Source organism: Nocardioides sp., assembly GCF_044226305.1.
Taxonomy (GTDB): Bacteria; Actinomycetota; Actinomycetes; order Propionibacteriales; family Nocardioidaceae; genus Nocardioides.
This window is the reverse complement of the sequence record NZ_JBGAHF010000012.1, coordinates 1-25,852: the sequence shown is the minus strand read 5'-3', so window position 1 is coordinate 25,852 and position 25,852 is coordinate 1. Positions and strand designations below refer to the sequence as shown.

General features: G+C 74.5%; 23 protein-coding genes and 1 pseudogene. 14 read left to right on the top strand and 10 right to left on the bottom strand.

What is annotated here, in order from left to right; genetic code table 11:
- Positions 1-11: 11 nt before the first annotated feature.
- The 5 genes from ACILQ5_RS13705 to ACILQ5_RS13685 form a co-directional block, all read right to left on the bottom strand.
- Positions 12-1,661: a DUF429 domain-containing protein gene (locus ACILQ5_RS13705; RefSeq protein ID WP_395658567.1), complete on the bottom strand. Its 1,650-nt coding sequence runs from the start codon at positions 1,659-1,661 to the stop codon at positions 12-14.
- A 14-nt stretch (positions 1,662-1,675) separates the two neighbouring features.
- The gene (locus ACILQ5_RS13700) at positions 1,676-2,173 is read right to left on the bottom strand and encodes a TetR/AcrR family transcriptional regulator (RefSeq protein WP_395658566.1); all 498 of its coding nucleotides are present in this window, start codon (positions 2,171-2,173) and stop codon (positions 1,676-1,678) included.
- The gene (locus ACILQ5_RS13695; protein WP_395658565.1) at positions 2,170-3,351 is read right to left on the bottom strand and encodes a cytochrome P450; all 1,182 of its coding nucleotides are present in this window, start codon (positions 3,349-3,351) and stop codon (positions 2,170-2,172) included. The genes ACILQ5_RS13700 and ACILQ5_RS13695 overlap by 4 nt, the downstream gene beginning before the upstream one ends.
- A gap of 283 nt (positions 3,352-3,634) precedes the next feature.
- Positions 3,635-4,540, bottom strand: a complete 906-nt coding sequence (locus ACILQ5_RS13690; protein ID WP_395658665.1) for a pseudouridine-5'-phosphate glycosidase — start codon at positions 4,538-4,540, stop codon at positions 3,635-3,637.
- Between the two features lie 8 nt (positions 4,541-4,548).
- The gene (locus ACILQ5_RS13685) at positions 4,549-5,643 is read right to left on the bottom strand and encodes a PfkB family carbohydrate kinase (RefSeq protein ID WP_395658564.1); all 1,095 of its coding nucleotides are present in this window, start codon (positions 5,641-5,643) and stop codon (positions 4,549-4,551) included.
- 93 nt (positions 5,644-5,736) lie between these two features.
- On the opposite strand from ACILQ5_RS13685, the gene ACILQ5_RS13680 reads away from it, so the two are divergent.
- Positions 5,737-7,863 (top strand): aryl-sulfate sulfotransferase, encoded by a 2,127-nt coding sequence (locus ACILQ5_RS13680; protein WP_395658563.1) that lies wholly within the window; start codon positions 5,737-5,739, stop codon positions 7,861-7,863.
- Between the two features lie 6 nt (positions 7,864-7,869).
- Here ACILQ5_RS13680 and ACILQ5_RS13675 read toward each other — a convergent pair whose 3' ends face one another.
- Complete coding sequence (locus ACILQ5_RS13675) at positions 7,870-8,682, bottom strand: GNAT family N-acetyltransferase (RefSeq protein WP_395658562.1); 813 nt, start codon at positions 8,680-8,682, stop codon at positions 7,870-7,872.
- 59 nt (positions 8,683-8,741) lie between these two features.
- Here ACILQ5_RS13675 and ACILQ5_RS13670 point away from each other — a divergent pair, with 59 nt between their 5' ends.
- A complete protein-coding gene (locus tag ACILQ5_RS13670; RefSeq protein WP_395658561.1) occupies positions 8,742-9,449 on the top strand; it encodes a LysE family translocator in 708 nt (235 codons plus the stop codon).
- Positions 9,450-9,557: 108 nt separating this feature from the next.
- Here ACILQ5_RS13670 and ACILQ5_RS13665 read toward each other — a convergent pair whose 3' ends face one another.
- Positions 9,558-11,090 (bottom strand): PucR family transcriptional regulator, encoded by a 1,533-nt coding sequence (locus tag ACILQ5_RS13665; protein ID WP_395658560.1) that lies wholly within the window; start codon positions 11,088-11,090, stop codon positions 9,558-9,560.
- Positions 11,091-11,172: 82 nt separating this feature from the next.
- On the opposite strand from ACILQ5_RS13665, the pseudogene ACILQ5_RS13660 reads away from it, so the two are divergent.
- The 4 genes and pseudogenes from ACILQ5_RS13660 to ACILQ5_RS13645 form a co-directional block, all read left to right on the top strand.
- A pseudogene (locus ACILQ5_RS13660) lies at positions 11,173-12,624 on the top strand (CoA-acylating methylmalonate-semialdehyde dehydrogenase); the annotation flags it as partial.
- 57 nt (positions 12,625-12,681) lie between these two features.
- Positions 12,682-13,989, top strand: coding sequence for an aspartate aminotransferase family protein (locus tag ACILQ5_RS13655; RefSeq protein ID WP_395658664.1), 1,308 nt, complete (start codon positions 12,682-12,684; stop codon positions 13,987-13,989).
- Positions 13,976-15,385 (top strand): NAD(P)/FAD-dependent oxidoreductase, encoded by a 1,410-nt coding sequence (locus tag ACILQ5_RS13650; protein ID WP_395658559.1) that lies wholly within the window; start codon positions 13,976-13,978, stop codon positions 15,383-15,385. The genes ACILQ5_RS13655 and ACILQ5_RS13650 overlap by 14 nt, the downstream gene beginning before the upstream one ends.
- Positions 15,382-15,678, top strand: a complete 297-nt coding sequence (locus tag ACILQ5_RS13645) for a cupin domain-containing protein (RefSeq protein ID WP_395658558.1) — start codon at positions 15,382-15,384, stop codon at positions 15,676-15,678. The genes ACILQ5_RS13650 and ACILQ5_RS13645 overlap by 4 nt, the downstream gene beginning before the upstream one ends.
- Before the next feature lie 72 nt (positions 15,679-15,750).
- Here the strand turns inward: ACILQ5_RS13645 and ACILQ5_RS13640 are convergent, their stop codons facing one another.
- Complete coding sequence (locus ACILQ5_RS13640; protein WP_395658557.1) at positions 15,751-16,554, bottom strand: class I SAM-dependent methyltransferase; 804 nt, start codon at positions 16,552-16,554, stop codon at positions 15,751-15,753.
- 86 nt (positions 16,555-16,640) lie between these two features.
- On the opposite strand from ACILQ5_RS13640, the gene ACILQ5_RS13635 reads away from it, so the two are divergent.
- From ACILQ5_RS13635 to ACILQ5_RS13615, 5 genes are read left to right on the top strand one after another with little or no spacing between them, the layout of a single operon-like run.
- Positions 16,641-17,324 (top strand): winged helix-turn-helix transcriptional regulator, encoded by a 684-nt coding sequence (locus ACILQ5_RS13635; protein WP_395658556.1) that lies wholly within the window; start codon positions 16,641-16,643, stop codon positions 17,322-17,324.
- Between the two features lie 16 nt (positions 17,325-17,340).
- Positions 17,341-17,916, top strand: a complete 576-nt coding sequence (locus ACILQ5_RS13630; RefSeq protein ID WP_395658555.1) for a GNAT family N-acetyltransferase — start codon at positions 17,341-17,343, stop codon at positions 17,914-17,916.
- Complete coding sequence (locus ACILQ5_RS13625) at positions 17,903-18,559, top strand: MBL fold metallo-hydrolase (protein WP_395658554.1); 657 nt, start codon at positions 17,903-17,905, stop codon at positions 18,557-18,559. The genes ACILQ5_RS13630 and ACILQ5_RS13625 overlap by 14 nt, the downstream gene beginning before the upstream one ends.
- Before the next feature lie 32 nt (positions 18,560-18,591).
- Positions 18,592-19,350 (top strand): DinB family protein, encoded by a 759-nt coding sequence (locus tag ACILQ5_RS13620; protein WP_395658553.1) that lies wholly within the window; start codon positions 18,592-18,594, stop codon positions 19,348-19,350.
- A gap of 21 nt (positions 19,351-19,371) precedes the next feature.
- A complete protein-coding gene (locus ACILQ5_RS13615) occupies positions 19,372-20,202 on the top strand; it encodes a sulfotransferase domain-containing protein (RefSeq protein WP_395658552.1) in 831 nt (276 codons plus the stop codon).
- 25 nt (positions 20,203-20,227) lie between these two features.
- Here ACILQ5_RS13615 and ACILQ5_RS13610 read toward each other — a convergent pair whose 3' ends face one another.
- A complete protein-coding gene (locus ACILQ5_RS13610) occupies positions 20,228-21,538 on the bottom strand; it encodes a cation:proton antiporter (protein WP_395658551.1) in 1,311 nt (436 codons plus the stop codon).
- Positions 21,539-21,718: 180 nt separating this feature from the next.
- On the opposite strand from ACILQ5_RS13610, the gene ACILQ5_RS13605 reads away from it, so the two are divergent.
- Positions 21,719-22,978 (top strand): 4-hydroxybenzoate 3-monooxygenase, encoded by a 1,260-nt coding sequence (locus ACILQ5_RS13605; RefSeq protein WP_395658550.1) that lies wholly within the window; start codon positions 21,719-21,721, stop codon positions 22,976-22,978.
- Here ACILQ5_RS13605 and ACILQ5_RS13600 read toward each other — a convergent pair.
- Positions 22,966-23,637 carry a lysoplasmalogenase gene (locus ACILQ5_RS13600; protein WP_395658549.1) on the bottom strand — a complete coding sequence of 224 codons (672 nt, stop codon included), beginning with the start codon at positions 23,635-23,637 and terminating at the stop codon, positions 22,966-22,968. The genes ACILQ5_RS13605 and ACILQ5_RS13600 overlap by 13 nt on opposite strands.
- A 119-nt stretch (positions 23,638-23,756) precedes the next feature.
- On the opposite strand from ACILQ5_RS13600, the gene ACILQ5_RS13595 reads away from it, so the two are divergent.
- Both ACILQ5_RS13595 and ACILQ5_RS13590 read left to right on the top strand, forming a co-directional pair.
- A complete protein-coding gene (locus ACILQ5_RS13595; protein WP_395658548.1) occupies positions 23,757-24,422 on the top strand; it encodes a DUF4396 domain-containing protein in 666 nt (221 codons plus the stop codon).
- A gap of 264 nt (positions 24,423-24,686) precedes the next feature.
- On the top strand, positions 24,687-25,852 hold a 1,166-nt coding region (locus ACILQ5_RS13590; RefSeq protein ID WP_395658547.1), incomplete at its 3' end, for a DUF222 domain-containing protein.

Below are 25,852 nucleotides of genomic sequence, written 5' to 3'. Positions count from 1 at the left end.
CCTCGCACGGGTCACCCGGTCATGCGCCCGATCCGGGCACGCAGCAGCGCCCTGCGGTGCGCGTTGCCCGGCAGCTCGACGTACCGCTCGCCGTACGCCGAGAGCAGCGCGTCGTCGAGGCGGCGCACCGCCCCGGGCGGGTAGCGGTAGTCCATCCGCTCGACGATCTGGTCGGCGTCGACGCCGGCGAGCACCTCCCCGAGCGCGGCGAGCGTGGTGAGGCCGAGCTCGCCGAGCAGGCCGGCGATCCACTCGTAGTGGTCCGGACGGGACCAGGCCGCGTCGGCGTACTGACCGGCGAGGTACGCCGCGAGCTCGCGCGGGCTGATCCCGTCGACGCTGGCGTCGGCCTCCTCGACCGACCCACCGCGCAGCCGCTCCCGGATCGTCGTGAACTCCTGGTCCGCGAGCTCGAGCAGCCCGGCGGCCAGCGTGAACCGCCGGTCGAAGTCGCGGGCGTGCTCCTCGGGGACCGTGCCCTTGTAGCGGATGTCGTGCTCGAACTCGGCCCACGCGTGCTGGAGCACCGTGCGCACCTGCACCTGCACGACGCCGCCGTCCTCGCGCTCGACGAGGAGGTGCCGGCTGGCGTAGCCGAACCGGCCCTCGCTGGCGGTCTCCTCGCCGAGGTCGCGGTCGTCCAGCACCCGCAGCTGGGCGCCGAGCACCTCGGCGACCGCGGCCACGTCGCTGCGGACGTAGGTGATCACGCGGACGCCGACCTGGTCGGTGATCTCGCGCAGCGGGTCGGCGTAGACCGGGACCCCGTCGGCGACCCGGGCGGCCTTGGTCGCGAACGACTCGACGCTCTTGGCGCGCCCGGTGACCGAGAGGTAGTTGATGCCGGCCTCGTCGAGCACGGTCGTCACCAGCGCCACCTGCCGCTCCGCCGCGGCGACCAGCGCCGGGTACCGGTGCTGGTACTCCTCGACGGCCTGCCGGGCGACGACGTGCGCGGGCTGCAGGGTCGGGGTGACGATGTAGCCGCTCTCGAGGTCGCCGTACGTCGTGACCCGCTCCGGCCAGCGGTCCGCGAAGAGCGCGACGTACGCGCAGACGACCGCGTCGACCTGGTCCTCGGCCCGGCCCAGGTCGCTCTTGCGGGCGGCGTGCTCGACGTCGGACCGCAGCGCGGCCCAGGACGGACCGGTCACGACGATCCGCTCCAGGTGGTCCATGAGGACGAGCAGCTCGGCGCGCATCGAGTCCAGCGCCCGGCCGGTCTTGTTCTTGTACTTCAGCGTCTTGCGCAGCCCGAACAGCACCACCGTCGCGGGGTGCGGGTAGACCTCGATCGCCCGGCGCTCGCGTCCGGAGCGCGGGTCCATGTCGAGCCGCAGCAGCCGGCAGATCCGGGCACCGCGGGTGCCGTCGGCGAACTCCGGCTTGCCGGTGTTCGACGGGTGCGCCCCGGCCTCGAAGATCCGGAAGTCGCGGTTGAGCTGCTGCTCCGCCGGCCGCGAGCCGGTCGGGTTCGTGACGACCAGGGGGGCGTCGATGCCGGCCAGGCACGGGCCCTCGACGTACGGCGCGAGCGCGTCGCGGATCTCCTCGTCGGTGCGGACCGAGGAGAGGTGCACGAGGCGTCCGCCGTCGTCGAGCACGGCGAGCCCGGTGCGCTGCCGCTCGCCCCACGCGAGGTCGACGCCGACGTAGTGCACGCGCCCAGCCTGCCCTACCGGGGCAGCCGGAGACCCGGGAGGACGAACCTCTCGACGATCTCGCGCTCCTCGTCGGCGTCGCGACCCGGGACGACGAGCAGCGAGACGATCACCCGGACCAGCCAGCGGGCGGCGGCCGGGTCGCCGGCGGCCGTGAGGCCGAGCGCCTCGAGCACCTCGTCGGACTGGGCGAGCTCGGCGGTCGTCCCGGCGTCCGTCGCCCCGAACCACGCGAGCAGCTCGGGGGCCTCCCGGACGTGTCGCACGGCGGCCAGCACGGCCTCGCCGACGTCGCTCGTCCCGGCCGCCACGAGCGCACCGATCCGGCGCGCCTCGCGGTGCACGAACGCACGGTGCAGGTCGTGCCGGTCGGCGAAGTGGCGGTAGAGCGTCGCGCGCGAGCAGCCGGCGGCGCGGGCCACCTCGCCCATCCCGACCGCGGCGATGCCCCGCTCGGCGAACAGCCCGGCCGCCGCGTCGAGGATCGCGGTCGCCTGGTCGGTGGACCTCATCCGGCCGCCCGGAACGGCACGCAGGTCGGGCGCCGCACGTAGGGCCCCGGCGCCCAGGTCACCCCGTCGAGGTCGACCGCGAAGTCGGGGCACCGGGCCAGCAGCTCCTCGAGCGCGACCCGGGCCTGGAGCCGCGCGGCCGCTGCGCCCAGGCAGTGGTGGCTGCCCTGGCTGAAGGTGAGGATCTGGGTCGGCCGGCGGCGCACGTCGAGCTCGTCGGCGTCCGGGCCGTAGCGCCGCGGGTCGCGGTTCGCGGCGCCGTAGAGCAGTAGCACCCGGCGGCCGGCCGGGACCGTCCGGCCGTGCAGCTCGACGTCGCGGGTCGTCGTCCGGGCCAGGCCCTGCACCGGGGAGGTCAGGCGGAGCAGCTCCTCGACCGCGTCGCCGACCAGGGTGGGGTCGGCCAGCAGGACGGCGCGCTGGTCGCGGTCGGCCTCGAGCAGCTGCACCGAGCCGCCGAGCATGCCGGTCGTCGTGTCGTTGCCGCCGGTGACGACCGTGAAGACGTAGGCCAGGATCGAGAGCAGCCCGCGGTCGTCGTCACCCACGCCGGCGGCGACGAGGTGCGAGACGGTGTCGTCGCCCGGCTCGGTGCGGCGCCGCTCGACCAGCTCGGCGAAGTAGCCCGTCATCTCGGTCAGGGCGTCGGCCGCGGCGCTGACCTCGCCGGCGGAGCTGGCCGACACGATCGCGGCGGTCCAGTCGTCGAAGCGCGCGCGACCGTCCTCGGGCACGCCGAGGTAGTGGGCGACGACCATGCTGGGCAGCGGCTTGAACAGCGCCTCGACGACGTCACCGCCACCCTCGTCGCGCAGCCGCTCGAGCCGCTCGACCACGAACGCCCGGACGACCGGCTCGAGGGTGCTGACCTGGCGCGGGGTGAACCCCCGGGCCACCAGCCGGCGGAACGCGGTGTGGTCGGGCGGGTCGAGCATCACCAGCGGCCGGTTGTCGGCGAGGCCGATGGTCTCCAGCTCGTCGTACTCGACCGTGAGGCCCTGCGCGGAGGAGTACGTCGCGGTGTCGACCGCGGCCGCGAGCACGTCCGCGTGCCGGGAGAGGACCCAGTGGTCGCGGCCACCGCTCCGCTCGACGTGGTGGACCGGGTCGTGGTCGCGGAGGTCGGCGTACATCGCCCACGGGCTGGCCCAGGTGGTCGGCGTGCCGGGTCGGTACACGCCGCCCACGATGAGACAGATTGTCTGATTTGTCCAACGGGGCCGGGTCAGCGGCCGGGCCGGACCCCGCCGGCGCGCTGGAGCGCCTGCCGGGCCGACCGGGCGGCGTGGATGGCCCGGTCGGGCCGACCGTCCGGGCGGAGCGGTCGGGAGGAGGTGCGGTCGTGGGGCGCGGTCCGGTTCGTCACGATCGCCGAGGAGGGCCCGGAGCGCCGTCAGATACCTCGGACGTCAGACGGGCTGGCTGCCCGGGCGACCGGGTCGCCTGACCTCCCGCGGGACGTCAGGCCGGCGCCGCGTACTCCCGTGCGATCGCGGCACCGAGCCGGGCGTTGTGGCGCACGAGCGCGATGTTGGCGGTCAGCGACGCGCCACCGGTGATCTCGACGATCCGGCCGAGCAGGTAGGGCGTCGCGTCCTTGCCGTGGATGCCGAGCCGCTCCATGTCGGCGAGCGCCTGGTCGATGATCACGCCGATCTCGTCCGCGGGGATCTCGTCCGCGGCGGGGATCGGGTTGGCGACGACGACGCCGCCGGCCAGCCCGAGGTCCCACTTCGCCCGCATCAGGGCTGCGACCTCGGCGGCGCTGTCGACCCGGTTCGGGGCGGCGTACCCGCTGCTGCGCGAGTAGAACGACGGGAACTCGTCGCTGCCGACGGCGACCACGGGGACGCCGAGCGTCTCGAGGGTCTCGAGGGTCAGGCCGATGTCGAGGATCGACTTCACCCCGGCGGACACCACGGCCACCGACGTCTGCCCGAGCTCGGTGAGGTCGGCGGAGACGTCGAAGGTCTGCTGGGCGCCGCGGTGGACGCCGCCGAGCCCGCCCGTCACGAAGACCCGGATGCCGGCCAGTGCGGCGAGCCGCATCGTCGCGGCGACCGTCGTGGCGCCGTGGGAGCCGCGGGCCACCACGACGGGCAGGTCGCGGACGCTGACCTTGGTGACGTCCTCGTGGCTGGCGAGCAGCTCGAGGTCGGGGGCGTCCAGACCGATCCGCGGCCGGCCGTCGAGGACCGCGATCGTCGCCGGCACCGCGCCGTGCTCGCGGATGATGCCCTCGACCTCGGTGGCCATCTCGACGTTCTGCGGGTAGGGCATCCCGTGGCTGATGATCGTGCTCTCCAGCGCGACGACCGGCCGGCCGTCGCGCAGGGCGGCGGCGACCTCGTCGGTGAGCGTGAGCATCGGGTGGTTCACAGCAGGCTCCTGACGAGTCGGTCGGTGAGGTCGGGCCGGACGGTGTGCGGGCTGGCCACGGTCAGCGCGGCGGCGGCGTGGCCGTACGCCGCCGCGTCGGTCGGGTCGGCACCGGCGAGCAGTGCGTGGCAGAAGGCGGCGAGCATGGCGTCGCCGGCACCGGTCACGTCGGTGACCTCCGCGGGCACGGCGGCGAGGTCGGTCGTCCCGTGCGGCGTGCTGAGCAGCGAGCCGGAGGCGCCCAGCCGCACCCAGACCAGCGCGACGCCCCGGTCGTGGAGGGCGGCGACCGCCCGCCGGACCTGGCGTTCCGTGCGCGTGGGCAGGTCGGTGAGCGCGGCCAGCTCGTCCCGGTTGGGGGTGATCGCGAACAGCGGTCGCTCGGCGGTCACGAGCGGGGCGAGCGCCGCGGCCTTCGGCACGCTGACCGGCTCGAGGACGACCCGGGTGCCCGCCGCGGTGGCGAGGTCCAGGGCGAGGCCGAGGGTGGCGGTCGCCAGGTTGCCGTCGAGGACGACGAGCTCGGCCGCGCCGAGCAGGTCGCGGGCCGCGTCCACCTGCTCCGGGGCGAGCTCGTCGGTGGCGGCCATGTCGGCGACCGCGACGACGAGCTCGCCGTCGGCGTCGAGGACGGCGGTGTAGGTGCCGGTCGCGCGCGCGCTCCGGCGTACGTGCTCGACGTGGACCCCGGCACCGGAGGTCGCGGCGAGCACCTGGTCCCCGAGGGCGTCGCTGCCGATCGCGGCCACCAGGTGGGTCCGGGTGCCGAGCCGGGCGAGGTTCTCGGCGATGTTGCGGCCGACGCCGCCGGCGGCCATCGTCGCGGCACCGGGGTTGCTGGTCGCCGGCACGGCCGCGCGGGTGCTGCGGGCCTTGACGTCCATGTTCGCGCCGCCGACGACCACGACCGAGGGCTCCTCGGCGAGCACGTAGCCGCGGCCGAGGACGACCCCCTTCTTGCCGAGGTTCGACAGGTGCACGTTGACCGCCGCCCGCGTGGTCCCCAGCGCCTCGGCGATCGCCGCCGACCCGATGAGCGGGTCCCGTCGCAGCAGCGCGACGACCTCGCGCTCGCGCTCGGTGAGGGTCATGCTTGTCAGCATAAACCACCTTTGTTCCGACAAAGGTGACAGTCGATCGCACTGACTCCCGTCCGGACGACGGGTGGGACGTAGCCTCCGAGGATGCGCCGACCCCTCACCGTCCTCGTCGTGTCGGTCGCCCTGGTGACCGCTGCCGGTCTCGCGACCGGACCGGCACCCGCCCTGGCGACCGCCGGGGCGCACCACCGCGACGAGGCACCGGTCCGCGACATCACCGTCACCGCCGAGGGGGTCACGATGTACCCGGCCTTCGACCCGGGCACCACCCGCTACGGGCTGACGACCACCGAGGCCACGGGCGGGACCGTCACCGTCGATGCAAGCACCACCGACCCGGCCGGGACCGTGCTGGTCGACGGGGCGCCGGCCCCGGACGGCAGCCGCACCGTCAGCGGCCTCGAGAGCGGCGACGAGGTGTCGGTCATCGTCACGGACGCCGCCGGCACGACGGCGTACTCCCTGGTCTACCTGCCGGCCGGTTTCCCGGAGCTCCAGCGGGACACCTCGCTCCCCGACGAGGACCCCTCGCCCGGTGCGGTCCTGCTCACGCTGGCCCTGTGGACCCAGCCCTCGCCCGCCTTCGAGACCGCAGTCGACGCCAACGGCGTCCCGCTGATGGTCGAGCAGAGCGCCGCCGCGCTCGACCTCAAGCCGATCGGGGACGGCCACTACACCGTGTTCCGACCCACGACCGCGGAGGGGATGACCGGCTTCGACCTCGTCGAGCTCGACAGCGCGTTCCAGGAGGTCTCGCGCCGGCACACCGTCGGCCTGACGAACACCGACGCGCACGACGCCGTGGAGATGCCCGACGGCAGCGTCTACCTGGCGGCCTACGAGCGTGACCCGACCACCGGGTACACCGACGCGGTCGTGCAGCAGGTCCGCGCCGACGGGACGCTCGCGTGGGAGTGGGACAGCGGCGACCACCTCGACCCGGCAGCCGAGACGATGCTCGTCGACGATCCCGCGACACCCGCGAAGGAGGACGCCGACTACGCCCACCTCAACTCGATGCAGGTGCTGCCGGACGGCGACCTCCTCCTCTCGTTCCGCCACCTCAGCTCGGTGTACGAGGTGGCGCGGACGGCCCACGACGGCTTCGCGGCGGGCGACGTCGTCTGGCGCCTCGGCGGCCGGCACAGCGACTTCGCCTTCACCGACGCGGAGGGTCAGCCGGACAGCGGCCCCTGCGCCCAGCACACGGCCTACCAGCTGGCGAACGGGCACATCCTGATCTTCGACAACAGCGCCTGGAACCCGGGCCGGCTCTGCGTCGACCCCGCCGACCCCGAAGGACCCGCCGTCGCACGGCTCCCCACCCGCATCGACGAGTGGGCGATCGACCCGGTCGCCGGGACCGCCCACCAGGTCTGGCACTACCAGGACCCGACCCGGTACGCGATCTTCGCCGGGTCCGCCCAGCGGCTCGCGAGCGGGAGCACGGTCGTCGGGTGGGCGTCCGCGACCCAGGCGGTGGCCAGCGAGGTCGACGCGGACGGCGACCTGGTGTGGGACCTGAAGGTCGCGAACGGCCCGAAGTACTTCACCTACCGCGCGGTCAAGGCCGACGTGCCCGACGCGCAGGCGCCCGAGGTGACCGTCGCCGAGCCGACCGACCAGGCGTCGTACGTCGAGGGGGCGCTGCCGACGCCGGACGTCGCGTGCACGGACCGCGGTGGTTCGACGCTCCAGACCTGCGAGGCGCCCGAGCTGGACGGCACGCCCGGCCGGCACACGTGGACCGCCACCGCGACCGACGGCACCGGCAACACCACGACGGTGACCCGGCACTACACCGTGCAGCCGCTGCACCAGCCGGACGCGCAGCTCAGGGTCGGTCGGTCGGGGTGGGCCGGCGTCGACCGGTGGTCGACCGACGGGCGCCAGCACGTGCGTGCTGACCTGGCCCGCACGGGGTCGTCGGTCCGCGCGCGGGTGCGGATCGTCAACGCGGGCGCCGAGGCCGACCGGTTCGTGGTGACCCGTCCGCGGAGCGTGCCGGGCTTCGGGGTGACGATCCAGCTCCCGGTGGCTCGGCGCACGCCGGTGCTCGAGCCCGGGCAGTCGTGGGACTTCACGGTCACGGTCACGCGGCGGGCGTCGGCCCGGCCGGGGAGCCGGGCGCAGGTCCCGGTCGCCGTGCGGTCGGTGGCGGACGCGACCCGGCAGGACCTGGTCGTGGTGCGCGTGCGGGCGCTGCGCTGAGCCTGGTCAGCGCCAGCGGCCGCGGCCGCCGTACCGCTCGAAGCCGAGGGCGGCGTAGAGGTCCTGGGCGGGGTTGTCCTCGTTGACCGTCAGCCAGGCCTCGCCCTCGAGCGCCGCGAGCGCGCGCACGACGAGGTGGGCACCGAGGCCACGGCCGCGCCAGGTGGGGACGACGCCGACCTGGTCGATCCAGCTCCCGAGCACGTTGACGAAGCCGACCGGCTCGCCGTGCTCGTCGAGAGCGACCGCCGAGACGTCGCGGCGCCACTCGTCGTCCTCGTCGAGCTCCTCGAGCCACTCCGCCTCGGCCGGGTCGGGGAACCCGGGACGGTCGCGGAAGGAGGCGGCGTACGCCGCGAACAGGTCGGCCGGGTGCGCGTCGGTGACTGGCACCAGGGTGACGCCGGCCGGGGGCGGCACGTCCGGCACCGACCCCAGCGGGTGGCGCATCACGGCCTCGGCGAACACCCGGGTCAGGCCGAAGCGGGCGTAGAGCCGCTCGGCGGCCGGGTTGACGTCCTCGCAGGTGACGGTGAGGGGGACGGCGCCCGCGCGGTCGACCGCCCAGCCGAGCAGCTCCCGGCCGTGGCCGCGGCCGCGGTGGCCCGGGTGCACGAGGCCCGAGGTGGCGGCGCCGTCCGCGCGGACGGTCACGGCCGCCGCGGCGACCAGGGCGCCGTCCTCGGCGCGCACCTGGCGCGTATCGCCGGACAGCAGCCGGGCGCGGAGCAGGCCGTCGTCGACGAGCAGCGGCAGCCCGCCGTCGGCGTCGAGGCAGGCCCGGGCGAGGTCGCGGAGCTCGCGGAGGTCGTCGGTCACCAGGTGAGCCAACCGACAATGCGCGCGCGTGGCAACGCCGTTTCCCGCACAATGACTCCGTGCCGACGACCAGCCAGTGGCTCGCGTTCCTGATCGCGAGCGCCCTCTTCATCCAGGTGCCGGGGCCGAGCCTGCTGTTCACGATCGGCCGCGCGCTCACGGTCGGGCGCCGTGACGCCCTGCTCTCCGTGGTCGGCAACGCCCTCGGCGTCACGGCCCAGGTGCTGCTGGTCGCCGTCGGCCTGGGGGCCGTGGTCGCCGCGAGCACCCAGGCCTACCTCGCGCTGAAGGTCTGCGGGGCGGCGTACGTCGTCTGGCTCGGCGTGCAGGCGATCCGGCACCGCGCCGACGCCCGGGCCGCGCTCACCGCCGTCGACCACCTCACCGTGACCCGAGCGCCGGCCCTGCGGTCGCTGCGCATCGGGTTCACCGTCGGGCTGACGAACCCGAAGACGATCGTGTTCTTCGTGGCGTTCCTGCCGCAGTTCGTCAACGAGCCGGCCGGCCACGCCGGCGCCCAGCTGGCGCTGCTCGGTGTCGTCTTCGGCGTGATGGCCGCCTGCTCGGACTCCGTCTGGGCGCTCGCGGCCAGCCGGGCCCGCGACTGGTTCGCCCGCCGGCCGCACCGCCTCGACAACCTCGGCGTCGCCGGCGGCGTGATGATGATCGGCCTCGGCACGGTGCTGGTCGCGTCCGACTCCACCTTCTCGCGGAGTAGATCGGTGGACAGCTCACCGGCGGTCGGCGCCGACACGGGGCAGCGGTGAGTGTTCCACCAAACCCAACGCTTGAAAGGTGGCTCACCCACCGCTGCGTTGCGACATCCGCAACTCGGCAGATCCGGTGACTGGCGTCGCCACGAGGGACACACCCGGTCAGAGCCGGCGGGACTGGTCGTAGGCCAGCAGCGCGACCCCGAGCGAGAGCCGCGAGGTCGCGTCGTCGAGGGGGTGGCCGACCAGCTCCTCGAGCCGGCGCAGGGCCGGGTAGAGCGAGGTGCGGTTGCGGTGCGCGACCCGGGCCAGCTCGGTCTTGTTGCCGCCGACCGCGAGGAACTGGCGCAGCAGGTCGACCAGGCCGCTGCCGTGCCGCGCCTCGTGCTCGAGGAGCGCCCCGAGCTCGGCCTCGGCGAACTCCTGGAGCCGGGCGTCCTCGCGCAGCGACATCAGCAGCCCGGGGAGCCGGATGTCGGACTGCCGCACGCACCCGTCGACGGCCGGCAGGGTCACCGCGACGTCCGCGACGGCGCGCGCCGAGCGCAGCGACGCGGCGGTCGGGAGCACCCCGGTGACCGGGTGGCCCGCCGCGAGCACCGCGTCGGGCTCGACCGCGGCAAGGGCGCGGGCGGCGGCGTCCAGGTCGGTCGCCGCCGGCACGAGCAGCCCGACGTGGACGGCGTCCAGCACGCCCACCAGCCCGGGCACCTCGCCGAGCGCCGGCACCAGGCGGTCGACCGGCGCCTCGGCCCGCAGCCGGGCCACCGCACCGACGTACGACGCCGAGGCCGGGACGCCGAGCGCACGCAGCCGGGCCGCGGCGACGGCCTCGCTGCCGACCCGGCCGTCGAGCAGGTCGAGGAGGAAGCCGCCGTGCACCCGCAGCTGGAGGGCGGTGTCGTCGCGCTCCATCATCCGGCCGAGCTCGAGCGCCTGCGCCGCGCGCTCGGCGACCAGCCGGGCCCGGGCCTCGTCGCGCCCGCCAGTGACGACCAGCCGCCCCCACGCGCCGCCCTGGATGCCGACCGGCGTGGTCAGCCAGCCCTCCGGGCCGCCCACTCCCGTCGTCCGCAGGTACGGCGTCAGCCGCGAGCGGCGCTCCCAGTCGGTGAGCAGGCGGTCGACCGACTCCCCCCGGGCCGCGGGGACCAGCACCCGCCGGGCCAGGTCCTCGAGCACGACCGAGCAGCCGGCGAGGTCGGCCGCCGCCTCGACCAGCCGGGACATCGGCGCCCGGGCCAGGCCGAGCTCGGTGAAGGTCTGGTGCACGTCGCCGGCGAACCGCACCTCCTCGAACTGCTCCGCCACGATCGCCCGGTGCACGTTCTCGGTGACGTCGACGAACCGGACCTTGCGGTTGAGCACCACGAGCGGGAAGCCCGCCGCCCGGGCCCGGCGCAGGGCGGGCTCGGGGACCGAGGGGTACGCCGCCCCGAGCTCGATCACCAGCCCGGCGGCCCCCACCGCGACGAGCTGGCGCACGAAGTCCTCGGCGGCCGCCGGCGAGGCGGCCATCCCGAGCCCGGTCGTGAGCACCAGCTCGTCACCGGAGAGCACGGACCCGATGTCGCGGACCTCGGAGACGTGCACCCAGCGCAGGACCGTGTCCAGGCCGGTCTCGCCGCTGAGCACGACCGGGTCGCCCGCGGCCAGCACCGGGAGGGCGAGCGCCTCGCGCACGGTGACCGGCATGCGACGTACTGTCCCACAGCAGGGCTATCCGGCGACAGCACGTCCCTCGGCTCCCGGTCCTCGCGCCACCAGGATGGCGAGCATGGAGACGAGCGTGCAGACCATCGGCCACTGGATCGACGGCCGGGTCCACCCCGGGTCGAGCGACCGGGTGGGCGACGTGACCAACCCGGCGACGGGCCGGGTGACCGGCCAGGTCGCCTTCGCCGGCCCCGAGGAGATCGAGGCGGCGGTCGCGTCGGCCCGCAAGGCCGCGGACGGCTGGGCGGCCACGTCGGTCAGCGCGCGCGCCCAGGTGGTCTTCCGCTTCCGCGAGCTGCTCAACGAGCGCAAGGAGGAGCTGGCCGCGATCATCACCGCCGAGCACGGCAAGGTGCACTCCGACGCGCTCGGCGAGGTGGCGCGGGGCCAGGAGGTCGTCGAGTTCGCGTGCGGCATCCCGCACCTGCTCAAGGGCGGCAACTCCCCGCAGGTCTCCACCGGCGTCGACGTGAAGAGCATCCGTCAGCCGCTCGGCGTGGTGGGCATCATCAGCCCGTTCAACTTCCCCGCGATGGTCCCGATGTGGTTCTTCCCGATCGCGATCGCGGCCGGCAACGCGGTCGTCCTCAAGCCCAGCGAGAAGGACCCGTCGGCGTCGATCTGGATGGCGGAGCTGTGGCAGGAGGCCGGGCTCCCCGACGGCGTCTTCACCGTGCTCCAGGGCGACAAGGTCGCCGTCGACGGGCTGCTCGACCACCCGGACGTCGCCTCGATCAGCTTCGTCGGCTCCACCCCGATCGCCGAGTACGTCTACGAGCGCGCCAGCCGCGCCGGCAAGCGGGTCCAGGCCCTCGGCGGCGCCAAGAACCACATGGTGGTCCTCCCCGACGCCGACCTCGACCTGGCGGCGGACGCGGCGGTCAGCGCCGGCTACGGCTCGGCCGGTGAGCGCTGCATGGCGATCAGCGTCGTCGTCGCCGTCGGCGACACCGGCGACGAGCTGGTGCGCAAGATCGTCGAGCGCACCTCGACGCTGAGGATCGGCGACGGCACGCGCGGGACCGACATGGGCCCGCTGGTCACGAAGGTGCACCGCGACAAGGTGGCGTCGTACGTCGACGCCGGCGAGCGCGAGGGCGCGACCCTCGTGGTCGACGGCCGCGCCGTGGACGCCGACGGGGAGGCGGACGGGTTCTGGCTGGGCCCGACGCTCTTCGACCACGTCACGCCGGACATGAGCGTCTACACCGACGAGATCTTCGGGCCGGTGCTCAACGTGGTCCGCGCCGGCACCTACCAGGAGGCGCTCGACCTGGTGAACGCCAACCGGTACGGCAACGGCACCGCGATCTTCACCAGCAACGGCGGCGCCGCCCGCGCCTTCGAGACCGACGTGCAGGTCGGGATGATCGGCGTCAACGTCCCGATCCCCGTGCCGATGGCCTACTACTCCTTCGGCGGCTGGAAGGCCTCGCTCTTCGGCGACACCCACGCGCACGGCACCGAGGGCGTGCACTTCTTCACCCGGGGCAAGGTCGTCACCACCCGCTGGCCCCAGATTTGTCGGCCGGCCGATGAAACTCCCCCGCTCCACCCGAGAGGACCCCCGATGACCACCACCTACGAGCTGGACCGCAAGCACGTCTTCCACTCCTGGTCCGCCCAGGCCGAGATCAGCCCGATGGTGATCACCGCGGCCCGCGGCTCCTACGTGTGGGACGACGAGGACCGCCGCTACCTGGACTTCTCCAGCCAGCTGGTCTTCACCAACATCGGCCACCAGCACCCGCGCGTGGTCGCCGCGATCAAGGAGCAGGCCGACCGGCTGTGCACCGTCGCGCCGCAGTTCGCCAACGACCAGCGCGCCGAGGCCGCGCGGCTGATCAGCGAGCTAGCGCCGGACGGGTTCGAGAAGGTCTTCTTCACCAACGGCGGCGCCGACGCCAACGAGCACGCGGTCCGGATGGCCCGGCTCCACACCGGCCGCTTCAAGGTGATGACGACCTACCGCTCGTACCACGGTGGCACCCAGACCGCGATCAACATGACCGGTGACCCGCGGCGCTGGGCCAACGACACCGCGACCACCGGCACCGTGCACTTCTTCGGCCCGTTCCTCTACCGCTCGGAGTTCCACGCGACGACCGAGGAGGAGGAGTGCGAGCGCGCGCTCGCCCACCTCGCCCGGACGATCGAGGCCGAGGGTCCCGAGACCATCGCGGCGATCCTGCTCGAGACCATCCCCGGCACCGCCGGCATCTTCGCCCCGCCGCCGGGCTACCTGCCCGGCGTCCGCGAGCTCTGCGACCGGTACGGCATCGTGCTGGTGCTCGACGAGGTGATGGCCGGCTTCGGCCGCGCCGGCTCCTGGCTGGCGCTCGACCGCTACGACGTCGTGCCCGACCTGATCACGTTCGCGAAGGGCGTGAACTCGGGCTACGTCCCGCTGGGCGGCGTCGTCATCAGCGACCCGATCGCCGAGTCGTTCGCGCACCGGCCCTACCCCGGCGGCCTCACCTACTCCGGGCACCCGCTGGCGACCGCGGCCGCCGTGGCGACGATCAACACGATGCGCGACGAGGGGATCGTCGAGAACGCCGACCGGCTCGGCCGTGAGGTGCTCGGGCCCGGCCTGGCGGAGATCGCGGCCCGGCACGCGTGCGTCGGCGAGGTCCGCGGCGTCGGGGCGTTCTGGGCGCTCGACCTGGTCACCGACCAGGACTCCCGGGCGATGCTGCCCCCGGCCGGGCTGGCCGAGGTCGTCGCGGCGTGCAAGGCGGCCGGCGTGCTGCCGTTCGCCAACACCAACCGGATCCACCTGGTGCCGCCGTGCACGATGAGCGACGAGGAGGCCCGCGAGGGACTCGCGATCCTCGACGACGCGCTCAAGGCCGGCGACCAGCATGCCTCCGCCTAGCCACAGCACCGTCTACGAGCGCCTCGCCCCGCCGGCCGACCTGGTCGACGCGGCCCTGGCGCCGAGCCGGCACGCGATCCACTGGCTCGAGGACGCCCCCGGGGCGTCGTACCCGCACCTGACCGCGGACACCACGGCCGACCTCACCGTGGTCGGCGGTGGCTACTGCGGACTGTGGACCGCGGTGCTCGCGAAGCGGCGCAACCCCGGCGCCCGCGTCGTCCTCCTCGAGGCGAACACCGTCGGCTGGGCGGCCTCCGGGCGCAACGGCGGCTTCTGCGAGGCCAGCCTGACCCACGGCGAGGAGAACGGACGGCGCCGCTGGCCCGACGAGTACGACGACCTGGAGCGGCTCGGCCGCGCGAACCTCGACGCCCTCGAGGCCGACGTCCGCGACCTCGGCATCGACGCGCAGCTGGAACGCACCGGCATGCTCTCGGTCGCCGTGGAGGAGCACCAGGTCGCGTGGCTGCGGGACTCCCCGGGCTTCCTCGACCGGGACGCGGTGCAGCGGGAGATCGCCAGCCCGGTGTTCCTCGCCGGCGACTGGGACCGCGAGGACTGCGCCCTGGTGCACCCCGGCCGGCTGGCGCGCGGGCTCGCCACGGCGGCGGCGTCGCTCGGGGTCGAGATCCACGAGCACACGCGGGTGACCGACCTCGACCTCCCCACGCGCGGCCCGGTCGTGGTGCGCACCGACGGCGGCGCCGTGACCAGCGACCGGGTGGCGCTCGGGACCAACGTCTTCCCGGCCCTGGTGCGACGGGCCCGGCCGATGACCGTGCCGGTCTACGACTACGTGCTGATGACCGAGCCCCTCACCCGCGACCAGCTGGCCTCGATCGGCTGGCGCCACCGGCAGGGGCTCGGCGACCTCGCCAACCAGTTCCACTACTCGCGGCTCACGGCCGACGACCGGATCCTCTGGGGTGGGTACGACGCGATCCCGAAGCGCACCGTCCGCGGCGCGCACGAGGAGCGGCCGGCGTCCTTCCGCCGGCTCGCGGCACACTTCCTCACGGTGTTCCCGCAGCTGGAGGACGTGCGGTTCAGCCACCGCTGGGCCGGCGCCATCGACACCTCGACGCGGTTCGCCGCCTTCCACGGCCTCACGGGCCGGGGGCGGATCGCCTACGCCGCGGGCTTCACCGGGCTCGGGGTCGGCGCGACCCGGTTCGCGGCCGAGGTGATGCTCGACCGGCTCTCCGGGCTCGACACCGAGCGCACCCGCCTGGACATGGTCCGGCGGATGCCGCTGCCGTTCCCGCCCTCACCGGTGGCCGACGTGGGCATCGAGCTGACCCGCCGGTCGCTGGACCGCGCCGACCACCGGCAGGGCCGGCGCAACGCCTTCCTCCGGACGCTCGACGCGGCCGGCCTGGGGTTCGACTCGTGAGCGGGCGGGTGCTCGCCACCGACGTCCTCGCCGCGGAGCTCGGCCCGGACCGGACGCTGCCGCTCGCCGGGCTCGCCGACGTCGAGGTCGGTGTGTGGGAGATGGCGCCGGGGACCGAGCAGGACACCGAGGTCGACGAGGTCTTCGTCGTCCTCGCCGGCCGCGGGACCGTCACCTTCGCCGACGGCGAGGCCGTCGCGCTCGCACCGGGCGTCGCCGTACGCCTCCGGGCCGGCGAGCGCACGACCTGGACCGTCACCGAGGCGCTGCGCAAGGTGTACGTCGCGCGCTGACGCCCGTCGAGCGTCACGAGAACACCCTCACCGGGCCGCGCGAGGAGCCGTCCGACGTCGATCGACGGCAGATCAGGCCCGGGTGGCGGTCAGGAGCAGGTACTCCCACTCCCGCGCGTCGGGGCCGTCCCCGAGCTCGGCGAGCGCCGCGTCCAGCTCGGCCACCCGCGCGGGGTCGTCGGCGATCGAGCGGTAGACCGCGATCGTCGGCCCGTAGACGGTCTTGAAGAAGTCCCGGAACTCCGCACCGCTCCGGAACAGCTCCACCGGCAGGTGCTCGCGGGACGCCTCGACGTCGGTGACCCGGTCGCCGAGCAGCGACAGCACGTGCCCCTCGTCCCCCCACAGCGGCGGCGGCTGGGCACCGGGAGGCGGAGCGGGCGCGTACGGCTTCATGGTCGCGAACATCTGCCCGATGAAGCCCTGCGGGGTCCAGCTGATGAGGCCGACCCGGCCGCCGGGGCGCAGGACGCGCACCAGCTCGTCGGCCGCGTCCTGGTGCCGCGGGGCGAACATCGCGCCGACGCAGGAGATCACCGCGTCGAAGGAGCCGTCGTCGTACGGCAGCGCCTGCGCGTCGTCCTGGCGCCAGTCGATGTCGAGGTCCGGTGCGCTCCGGCGGCCGACCTCGAGCAGCTCGGCGGTCACGTCGGAGGCGACGACGTCGGCGCCGGCGCGTGCGGCGGGGACGGACGCGTTGCCGGTCCCGGCCGCGACGTCGAGGACCCGCTGTCCGCCGTCGATGCCGGTGGCCTCGACCAGGCGGTGCCCGAGCGGGCCGATCAGGTCGGTGGCGACGGCGTGGTAGTCGCCGAGCGCCCACAGGGGCGTCGGCGGAGTGGTCGGGGTGTCCTGGGGTGTCTGGGTGGTGGTCATGCGTCCCAGGGTCCGGCGGGAGCGACGGCCGCTCCAGTTCACGATCTGTACTGGTATCCGCCGGGGCTCGGGCGTCTACTGGGTCCATGTCCACCTACGGCCAGTTCTGCCCGGTCGCGAAGGCGATGGAGGTGCTCGACGAGCGCTGGACGCTGCTCGTCGTGCGGGAGCTGCTCGCGGGCAGCACCCACTTCAACGAGCTGCGGCGCGGCAACCCGAAGATGTCGCCGGCGCTGCTCTCCAAGCGGCTGCGCACGCTCGAGCGCGCCGGCGTGGTCCGGCGCGAGGTCGCGGACGGCCGGACCAGCTACCACCTGACGGCGTGCGGCGAGGAGCTCCGGCCGGTGGTGGAGGGCCTCGGCGCCTGGGGCATCCGGTGGATCGGCGACCTCGGCGAGGACGACCTCGACCCGCACCTGCTGCTGTGGGACATCCGCCGCACCGTGCCGGTCGACCGGTGGCCCGACGCCGAGCGCACCGTGGTCGCGTTCCGCTTCACCGACCAGCCGTCGTCCACCGCGCGCTGGTGGATCTGCGTGGCCGGGGCCGACGTCGACATCTGCGACTACGACCCCGGCTTCGACGTGGCGGCCACGGTCGTGACCACGCTGCCGACGATGACCGCCATCTGGCGCGCCGACCGCAGCTGGTCCGACGCGCTCCGCGCCGGCGCGGTCACCGTCGACGGCCCGTCCGCCGTACGCCGGCAGGTGCCCGCCTGGTTCGGGCAGATGGTCTTCGGGGCGGTGCCACGGCCGGCCTCCGCGTGAGCGGCAGGATGGGCCGATGCCCCAGGACCTGACCGCCCTCCCCTGGCCGCTGCGCACCGCGCGCCTCACGATCCGGCCGGCCGAGCCGGCCGACGCCGACGCGACGTGGGCCTTCCGCCGGCTGCCCGAGGTCACCGAGTGGCTCACCCACCGCTACGACGACCGCGACGCGTACGCCGCGATGTTCGTCGACCCCGACCGGCTGGCCAGCACCCTCGTGGTGGAGCAGGGCGGTGCCGTGGTCGGCGACCTGATGCTGCGCATCAGCGACCCGTGGGCACAGGCCGAGGTCGCCGAGCAGGCGAAGGGCACCCAGGCCGAGCTGGGCTGGGTGATCGCGCCCGACCACGCCGGGCAGGGCTTCGCGACCGAGGCCGTGGGCGAGGTGGTCCGGCTCTGCTTCGAGGACCTCGGCCTGCGCCGGGTGATCGCGTTGTGCTTCGCCGACAACGTCCCGTCCTGGCGGCTGATGGAGCGGCTCGGGATGCGCCGCGAGGAGCACAACGTGCGCGAGTCGCTGCACCGCTCCGGGCGGTGGCTCGACGGCTACGGCTACGCCCTGCTCGCCGAGGAGTGGCGTGCGCGTCGGTGACGTCGTGCGGGTGCCGCTCGGCACCTTCACCCGGCCGACCGAGGAGACCGGCGGGGCGCCGCGCGGCGAGGTGGTCAACGGCTACCTGGTGCGCCACGACGCCGGGCTCGTGCTCCTCGACACCGGGATGGGCCGCGGGGACGAGGAGACCGAGGCGTGGTACCGCCCGCGGCGCACCGACCTCCGCGACGCGCTCGGGCGCCTCGGCGTCCGCCTCGACGACCTGGTGCTGGTCGCCAACTGCCACCTGCACTTCGACCACTGCGGCGGCAACCCCCTGCTGGGCAGCACCCCGGTCCTGTGCCAGCGCACCGAGCTCGCCACCGCCCGCGGCGGCGGGTACACCTTCGACCACCTCGTGGAGGGCCGCGCCTACGAGCTGCTCGACGGCGAGGCCGAGCCGCTGCCCGGCCTGCACGTCGTCCCGACCCCCGGCCACGTCGACGGCCACCAGTCGCTCGTCGTCGAGTGCGCGGACGGGTCGGTGGTGCTGGCCGGGCAGTCCCACGAGCACGCCGCGGACTGGGCCGCCGACCTGGCCGCCGACCGGGACGCCGCCGCCCCGGCCTGGATGGCCCGGCTGCTGGCCTTCGACCCGCGCCGGGTGGTGTTCGCCCACGACGACGCCGAGTGGCGGCCCTGAGGGAGGTCGGCGGCCCGTGGCAGGCTGCCGGCATGGCTGAGGACTTCTACCGCAAGGACCTGAGCGGGTCGCGGTTCGAGGAGGTCGACCTCTCGGGCGCGTGGTTCCGCAACGTCTACTTCAAGGACGTCGTCGTGCGCGGCGCGTGGCTCGAGAACGTCGACATCGACGGGGCCGTCGAGGGTGTCACCGTGAACGGTGTGGACATCGGCCCCCTGGTGGAGGCCGAGCTCGACCGGCGCGACCCCGACCGGATCCTGGTCCGGGCGCGGACCGCCGACGAGTTCCGCACCGGGTGGGCGACGGTCCAGCGCCGCTGGGACGCGACCATCGCCCACGCCCGGACGCTCCCCGAGGCGCTGCTCCACGAGCGGGTGCGCGACGAGTGGTCGTTCATCGAGACGCTGCGTCACCTCGTGATGGCCACGGACGCGTGGGTGCTCCGGGTGCTGCTCGGCGACCCCGCGCCGTACCACCCGCTCGGGCTGTCGCACACGGAGATGGAGGACGACGTGCCCGGCGTGCCCCGCGACCCGGACGCGCGACCCTCGCTCGACGAGATCCTCGCCGTCCGCGAGTCCCGGTTCGCGGTCGTCCGCGAGGTGCTGGCCGACCTCACGGACGAGCGGCTCGACGAGATGACCGAGCCGGTCACCGAGCCCGGCTACCCCGCCCCCGAGAGCTACCTCGTGCGGCGCGCCCTCGGCGCGATCCTCAACGAGGAGTGGCTGCACCGCGAGTACGCCGAGCGCGACCTCGCCGTGCTCGAGGCGCGGGACCGACCGGCCTGAGTGCTCGCTAGGGTTCCTCGCATGCCGGCACCGACGTTCCTGTGCATCGGCGCCCAGAAGTGCGGCACCACCTGGCTCGCGAGTGCCGTCTCCCAGCACCCGCAGGTCGGCACCGGCCGCAAGAAGGAGCTGCACTTCTTCGACCAGCGGGCCGCCTACGAGCGCGGACTGGCCTGGTACGAGGCGCAGTTCGTGGTCGGCCCCGAGACCCGGGCGGTCGGCGAGTTCACGCCGAACTACTGGCGCACCGTCGGCACCGACACCGGGACCGCCTTCCTGGGCTCGGCCGAGCGGGTCGCGGCGGCGTACCCCGACCTGGCGCTCGTCCTCTGCCTGCGCGACCCCGTGGACCGGGCGGTCAGCGCCTACTTCCACAACATCAAGGCCGGGCGGCTGTCGCCGGACGTGTCCTTCGCGGACGCGCTGCGGGAGCGGCCGGGACTGCGCGACTTCGGGCGCTACGCCACCCAGCTCGACGCCTGGCTGGTCCACTACCCGCTGGAGCGGTTCCTGGTCCTCGTCTACGAGGAGGACATCGCCCTCGACGAGGCGAAGCCGCAGGCGCTGCGGCGCACCTTCGAGCACGTCGGGGTCGACCCCGCGTTCGAGCCGCGCGACACCTCGGTGCAGCGCAACGTCCGGCTCAGCGACTTCGAGATGCGGCTGCGCCACGCGAGCCCGGAGCAGCGGCGCGAGATGGAGCGGCTGCCCGAGAGCGAACGGCGGTCGCCACGGTGGGCGATCACCGTGCCGGAGGCCGACCGCCGCGCGCTCGGCGCCGACTACCGTCCCGAGGTCGAGCGCCTCGAGGAGGTGCTGGGCCGCCGGCTCCCCTGGCGGCTCGGCGCCTGAGTCCGGGCCGACGTCCCGGCGATCGTCAGTCCGCGCTGCCCGGGAGGCCCTCGCCCGGGCCCGGTCTCCGGCGGGGCCGGGTCACGGCGGTGGGTCGACCCTCGGCGGTCGCCGGGGCACCGGGCCCGCCCGGCGTCGGAGCGGGGTGGCCGGCGTACCACCGCTGGTAGGCGCCGACGAGCGGCGTCGCGCTCAATCCGTGCAGGAACACGCTGAGGCCGACGGTGACGACGACCGTGGTGAGCAGCGGGTCGAGGTCCGGCACCCCGGCCTCCAGGGCGAGCAGCCCGAACACCACCGAGGCGAGCCCGCGGGGGCCGAACCAGCCCATGAAGACGACCGTCGGCCAGCGGGCACCGGAGCCGGCGAGGGCGAGCGCGACCGGGACCATCCGGACGACGGTCAGGCTCAGCACCGCGTAGACCACCACCTGCCAGGTGATGTCGGACCAGACCTCGCTGACCGCGAGCGCGCCGAACCCCATCCAGGTGACGGCCGCCAGGATGCTGCCGACCTCCTCGGCGAGGTACGTCGCGCGCAGGCCGCTCTGCCGCGACGCCACCCCGTAGGCGATGCCGCCGACGAAGGCCGCGATGAAGCCGCTGCCGCCGAGGGTGTCGGCCGCAGCGAACGCCGCGGTGGCGACCGCGAGCACGCACAGCTGCCGCCACTGCGACTGGATCCAGCCGCGCTGGTCGGCGACGCGCAGCAGCAGCCCGCCCGCCGCGCCGACGCCGACGCCGGCCACGAGCCCCCAGCCGATCTGCGAGGCGATGTTGCTCAGGACCGCGCTGCCGATGCCGCCGTGCAGCGTGGCCATGGCGAGGTCCACCGCGACCAGGAAGAACGGGACCGCGAGCCCGTCGTTCAGCCCGCTCTCGACGTCCAGCGCCTGGCGCACCCGGGCCGGGACCGCGGGGTCCTCGACCACCCGCTGGCCCAGGGCGGCGTCGGTCGAGCAGAGCATCGTGGCGAGCACGAAGGCGCTGGCGAGCGGGATCCCGGGGAACAGCAGCCAGCCGGCCGCCAGGCCGAGCACCATGGTCAGCGGCAGCCCGACGAGCAGGAGGCGGGAGGGCCAGGCCAGGCTGCGGCGCAGCGACAGCAGGTCGATCCGCGCCGAGTCGGTGAACAGCAGGAAGGCCAGGGCCAGCTCGGCCGCGTGCTCGGCCGCCGCGCTCTCGAGCGGGACGTCGAGCCAGCCGGTCCCGGCCGAGCCCACCGCCAGGCCGATCAGGACGAAGGCCATGGCCGAGGTGACGCCTCGGTGGTCCAGCAGGCCGGAGAGCACGCTGTACGCCGCGAGCGCGACGCCGATCGTGAGCAGTGCGGTCACCGGGTCCCTCCTCGGTGGCCGGCGGTGCGCCGGCCCGAGGAAACGCTGTCAGCAGATCGCGGACCGCGCGGGTCTTCTCACGAATCGGCCGCCGGGGCGGCTTCCGCCTGGCGGAAGGACTGCCGGCCCTCGGCCCGGTCCCGGTGGTGTCATGGGGGACCCCACCCAGGAGGTCCACCGATGAGCGTCGACCCGACAGCCGCCGCGCCCGGGGATCCCGACCGCGACCGCGCGCCCGCCACCCCCGTCGACACCGTCCACGAGGTGTCGGTCGCCGTCGTCGGGGCCGGCCCGGCCGGACTGCTGCTGGCGCACCTCCTCGGGCGCGCCGGGATCGACACCGTGGCCGTCGACACCCGCACGCGGCACGAGATCGAGACGACCCATCGCGCCGGGATCCTCGAGGCGGGCGCCGCGCGGACCCTGGTCGAGTCCGGTGTGTCCGACCGCATCCTGCGCGAGGGCGACGAGCACGCGGGGGTCGAGCTCCGCTTCGGGGGCCGTGGTCACCGCATCGACTTCCGGGAGCTCGTCGGTGCGTCCGTCTGGCTCTACCCGCAGACCGCCGTGTTCCGGGACCTCGCCGACGCCCGGGCCCGCGACGGGGGCACCGTCCACTTCGGGGTCGCCGACACCGAGGTGCTCGACATCGAGACCGACGCACCGCGGATGCGGTGGACCGCGCCCGACGGCACCCGGCACGAGGTCCGCGCCCGGTACGTCGTCGGTGCCGACGGCTCCCGGAGCCGGTGCCGCGAGCTGGTGCCGGCGGACCGCCGCGTCCAGCACGCGAAGGAGTACCCGTTCGTCTGGTTCGGCATCATGGCCGAGGCGCCCAAGAGCGCCCCCGAGCTGGTCTACGCCCACTCCGAGCAGGGGTTCGCGCTGATCAGCCAGCGCACCGAGACCGTGCAGCGGATGTACTTCCAGTGCGATCCCGACACCGACCCCGACGCCTGGTCCGACGACCGGATCTGGGCCACCCTGCAGGCCCGGGTGGCCGGTGCCGACGGGTACCGCCTGCAGGAGGGGCCGGTCCTGGAGCGGACCGTGCTCCGCTTCCGCTCTTTCGTCCAGGAGCCGATGCGGTGGGGATCGATGCTGCTGGCCGGGGACGCCGCGCACACCGTCCCGCCCACGGGCGCGCGCGGCCTCAACCTCGCCCTGCACGACGTGACCGTGCTGGCCGACGTCCTCGAGCAGGCCCTCGGACCGGCAGGCTCAGCGGCGCTCGACGACTACCAGCCGCGCGCGCTGCGGCGGGTGTGGCGGGCCCAGAACTTCTCGTGGTGGATGACCCAGCTGCTGCACACCGCGCCGGGCGCGGGGCCGTTCGACCTGCGGCGCCAGCTCGGCGAGCTCGACAACGTCGTCGGCACCCGCGCCGGCCGCACCTACCTCGCCGAGCAGTACACCGGCTGGCCGACTCAGGAGGGCTGAGGCCCCGACGCCACGCCGGCGGCGATGCACCACTGGCCCGCGGTGTAGGTCGCCATCACCGCCGCCTCGAGGGCGGGTGCGCCGTCGTGGAGCAGGAACTTCCGCGCCCCGAGCAGGGTGTCGGAGAGCAGGAAGAGCGCGGCGCCGGCGAGCGTGAGGTCGCGGCCGCGGTCGTCGTCGACCGCCGCGGCGGCGGTCGCCATGAGCGTGAGGGCGAGCGCGTAGGCCGTCACCGGGGCCGCGAGCGCCCGGTCCTCGCGGGCGGCGGCCAGCCCCATGCCGGCGGCGGCAGCACCACCCGCAGCGAGCCACCGGCGCCGACCGCGGGTGCCGGCCAGCGGTGAGCCGGACCGGGCGCGGAAGGCGGAGACATAGGCGACGTGCGCGCCGAAGAAGGAGCCCAGGCCGGCAAGGAACGAGCCGCGGCCCTCGCCGAGGAGGGCGACGTCGCCGCCCCAGGAGAACGCCTCGGCGGCCAGCGTCCGCCTGACGCCGGGTCCCTGCGGTCGCGCCGCGAGCAGCCCGGCCGCCAGGGTCGGCATCAGCAGCGGCTTCGTGACCCGCCGGGCCGGCCGCTCCCCGGCACGACCGGCGAGCGCGGTGTCGGCCAGGACGAGGGCGCCGTACGCGGCGGTGGCGAAAGCACGAGGAGTGGGCACCACCCCAGGGTGCCGCACCGGGAGTCCGGGGGCGGCGGAACGAGGTTCTCGTTGCGAAATATACCCCCGGGGGGTATATGTTGGGTCGAGCACCAGCCCCCGCACCATCGAGGTACGCCATGTCCGAGACCACGCACCACTCCCACCAGGACCACCAGGACGGTCACGCGCCCGGCGGGATCCGCGCGATGGCCGCGTCCGCGACCCTGCACTGCCTGACCGGCTGCGCGATCGGTGAGATCTCCGGCCTGGTGATCGGGACCGCTGCCGGGCTCGCCACCGGCTCGACGATCGCGCTCTCGATCGCCTTGGCCTTCGTCTTCGGCTTCACCCTGTCCTCGCTGCCACTGCTCCGGGCCGGCCTCTCCGTCGGCGCGGCGCTGGGCGTCGTCGTCGCCGCCGACACGCTGTCCATCGCGACCATGGAGGTCGTCGACAACCTGGTGATGGCCCTGGTGCCGGGCGCCATGGACGCCGGCCTGGTCAACGCCGTCTTCTGGATCGGCATGGCGATCTCGCTGGCCGCCGCGTTCGTCGCGGCCTACCCCGTCAACCTGCACCTCCTGCGCCGCGGCAAGGGGCACGCGCTCACCCACGAGTACCACCACGGTGCCTCGTCGGTCACGGGCGCGCGGCGGTTCATCCCGTCCTTCCCGACCGGGGTCCTGGTCGCCGTCCTCGTCGGGTTCCTGCTCGGCGGGCTGCTGGTGTCCCTCGCCGACGCCGCCGGCGGCCAGGACGACGACGGCACGTCCGGCGGTCACGCTGCGGCCGTTGTCCGCTGATCCCGGCGATGGTCGGGGTGTTCGCCGCGGGTTGCCGGTCGTCTCGGGTTGCGACCGACAGGCAGCAAAGCGGGTACGGCGGACTTCGGGTCGGGGCTGTCTCCCGGGTGCGGGCAGCGATCCGAGACACCGTCCACAGGACCGGTCCGGGCGGTGGAGAAGCCTCGTGGATCGTGACCCGATCGTGACCGGATCCCCTGTGCACACAGGGGATTCTCGGCCCTGACTGTCGGTGGTCAGTGCTGTCATTGATCTATGACAGCGATGGCCACACCCCGGCACCGGGTCACCGCCGCGACCGTCCAGATGCGGTCGGTGGCGGACTCGGTGGCCGACGCCTCGGTGTGGTCCCTCGACGCCGACCAGGCGCACACGACACTCGTCGAGCTGACCCGCCTCGAAGCCCAGGTCGCCGCACTCAAGCTCCGCGTCGCCGCGCATGCCGAGTCGGTCGACACCCGGGACGCCACCGCCGCCTGGGCCCACACCACCCGGCAGACCCCTCGGGCCGCCAAGAGCCAGGTGAAGCTGGCCCAGGCGCTGGAGGCGCACCCCCACACCGCCGATGCCCTCGCCACCGGACGGCTCAGCCTCGACCAGGCGCGGGTGGTCGTGCACGCCGTCGACGAGCTCCCCGACACTGTCGGACCCGAGCTCACCGCACAGGCCGAGGACCACCTGGTGGGGCTCGCCCGCGACCACCACGCCGGCGCGCTGCGGATCCTGGGCCGCCGACTCCTCGAGGTGATCGCCCCCGACCTGGTCGACGCCCACGAAGCCGCCCTGCTCGAACGCGAGGAGGCCGACGCGTTGGCGGCGTGCCGGCTCAAGGCCCGGTTCGACGACCACGGCCGCCTGGTCGGGTCCTTCGTCCTCCCGCACCTGCACGGCGCGATGTTCCTCAAGGCCGTCACGGCCTTCGCCGCCCCGAACCACCGCGCCGCCACCGAAGGCGCGGGACCACCTCAACGGCCGACGCCGGAGCGGCTCGGCCGGGCGTTCTGCGAGCTCCTCGAACGCCTCCCCGCCACGAGCCTGCCGAAGACGGGCGGCGCCAACGCCACCGTCGTGGTCACCCTCTCCTACGAGACCCTGGTCGGGCAGCTCGAGACCGCCGGGGTCATCCTCGACACCGGCCACCGGATCTCACCCGGCGAAGCCCGCCGGCTCGCCTGTCAGGCCGCGATCATCCCCGCCGTCCTCGGCACCCGCTCCGAGGTCCTCGACCTCGGCCACCAGACCCGCCTCTTCACCGCCGCCCAGCACCTCGCCCTCGCCCTCCGCGACCGCGGCTGCACCCACCCCGGCTGCGACGCACCACCGTGGCGCTGCCACGCCCACCACGACCTCGAATGGTCCAACGGCGGCCCCACCGACCTCGCCAACGGACGACTCCTCTGCCCCCGCCACCACCACCTCCACCACCGCCA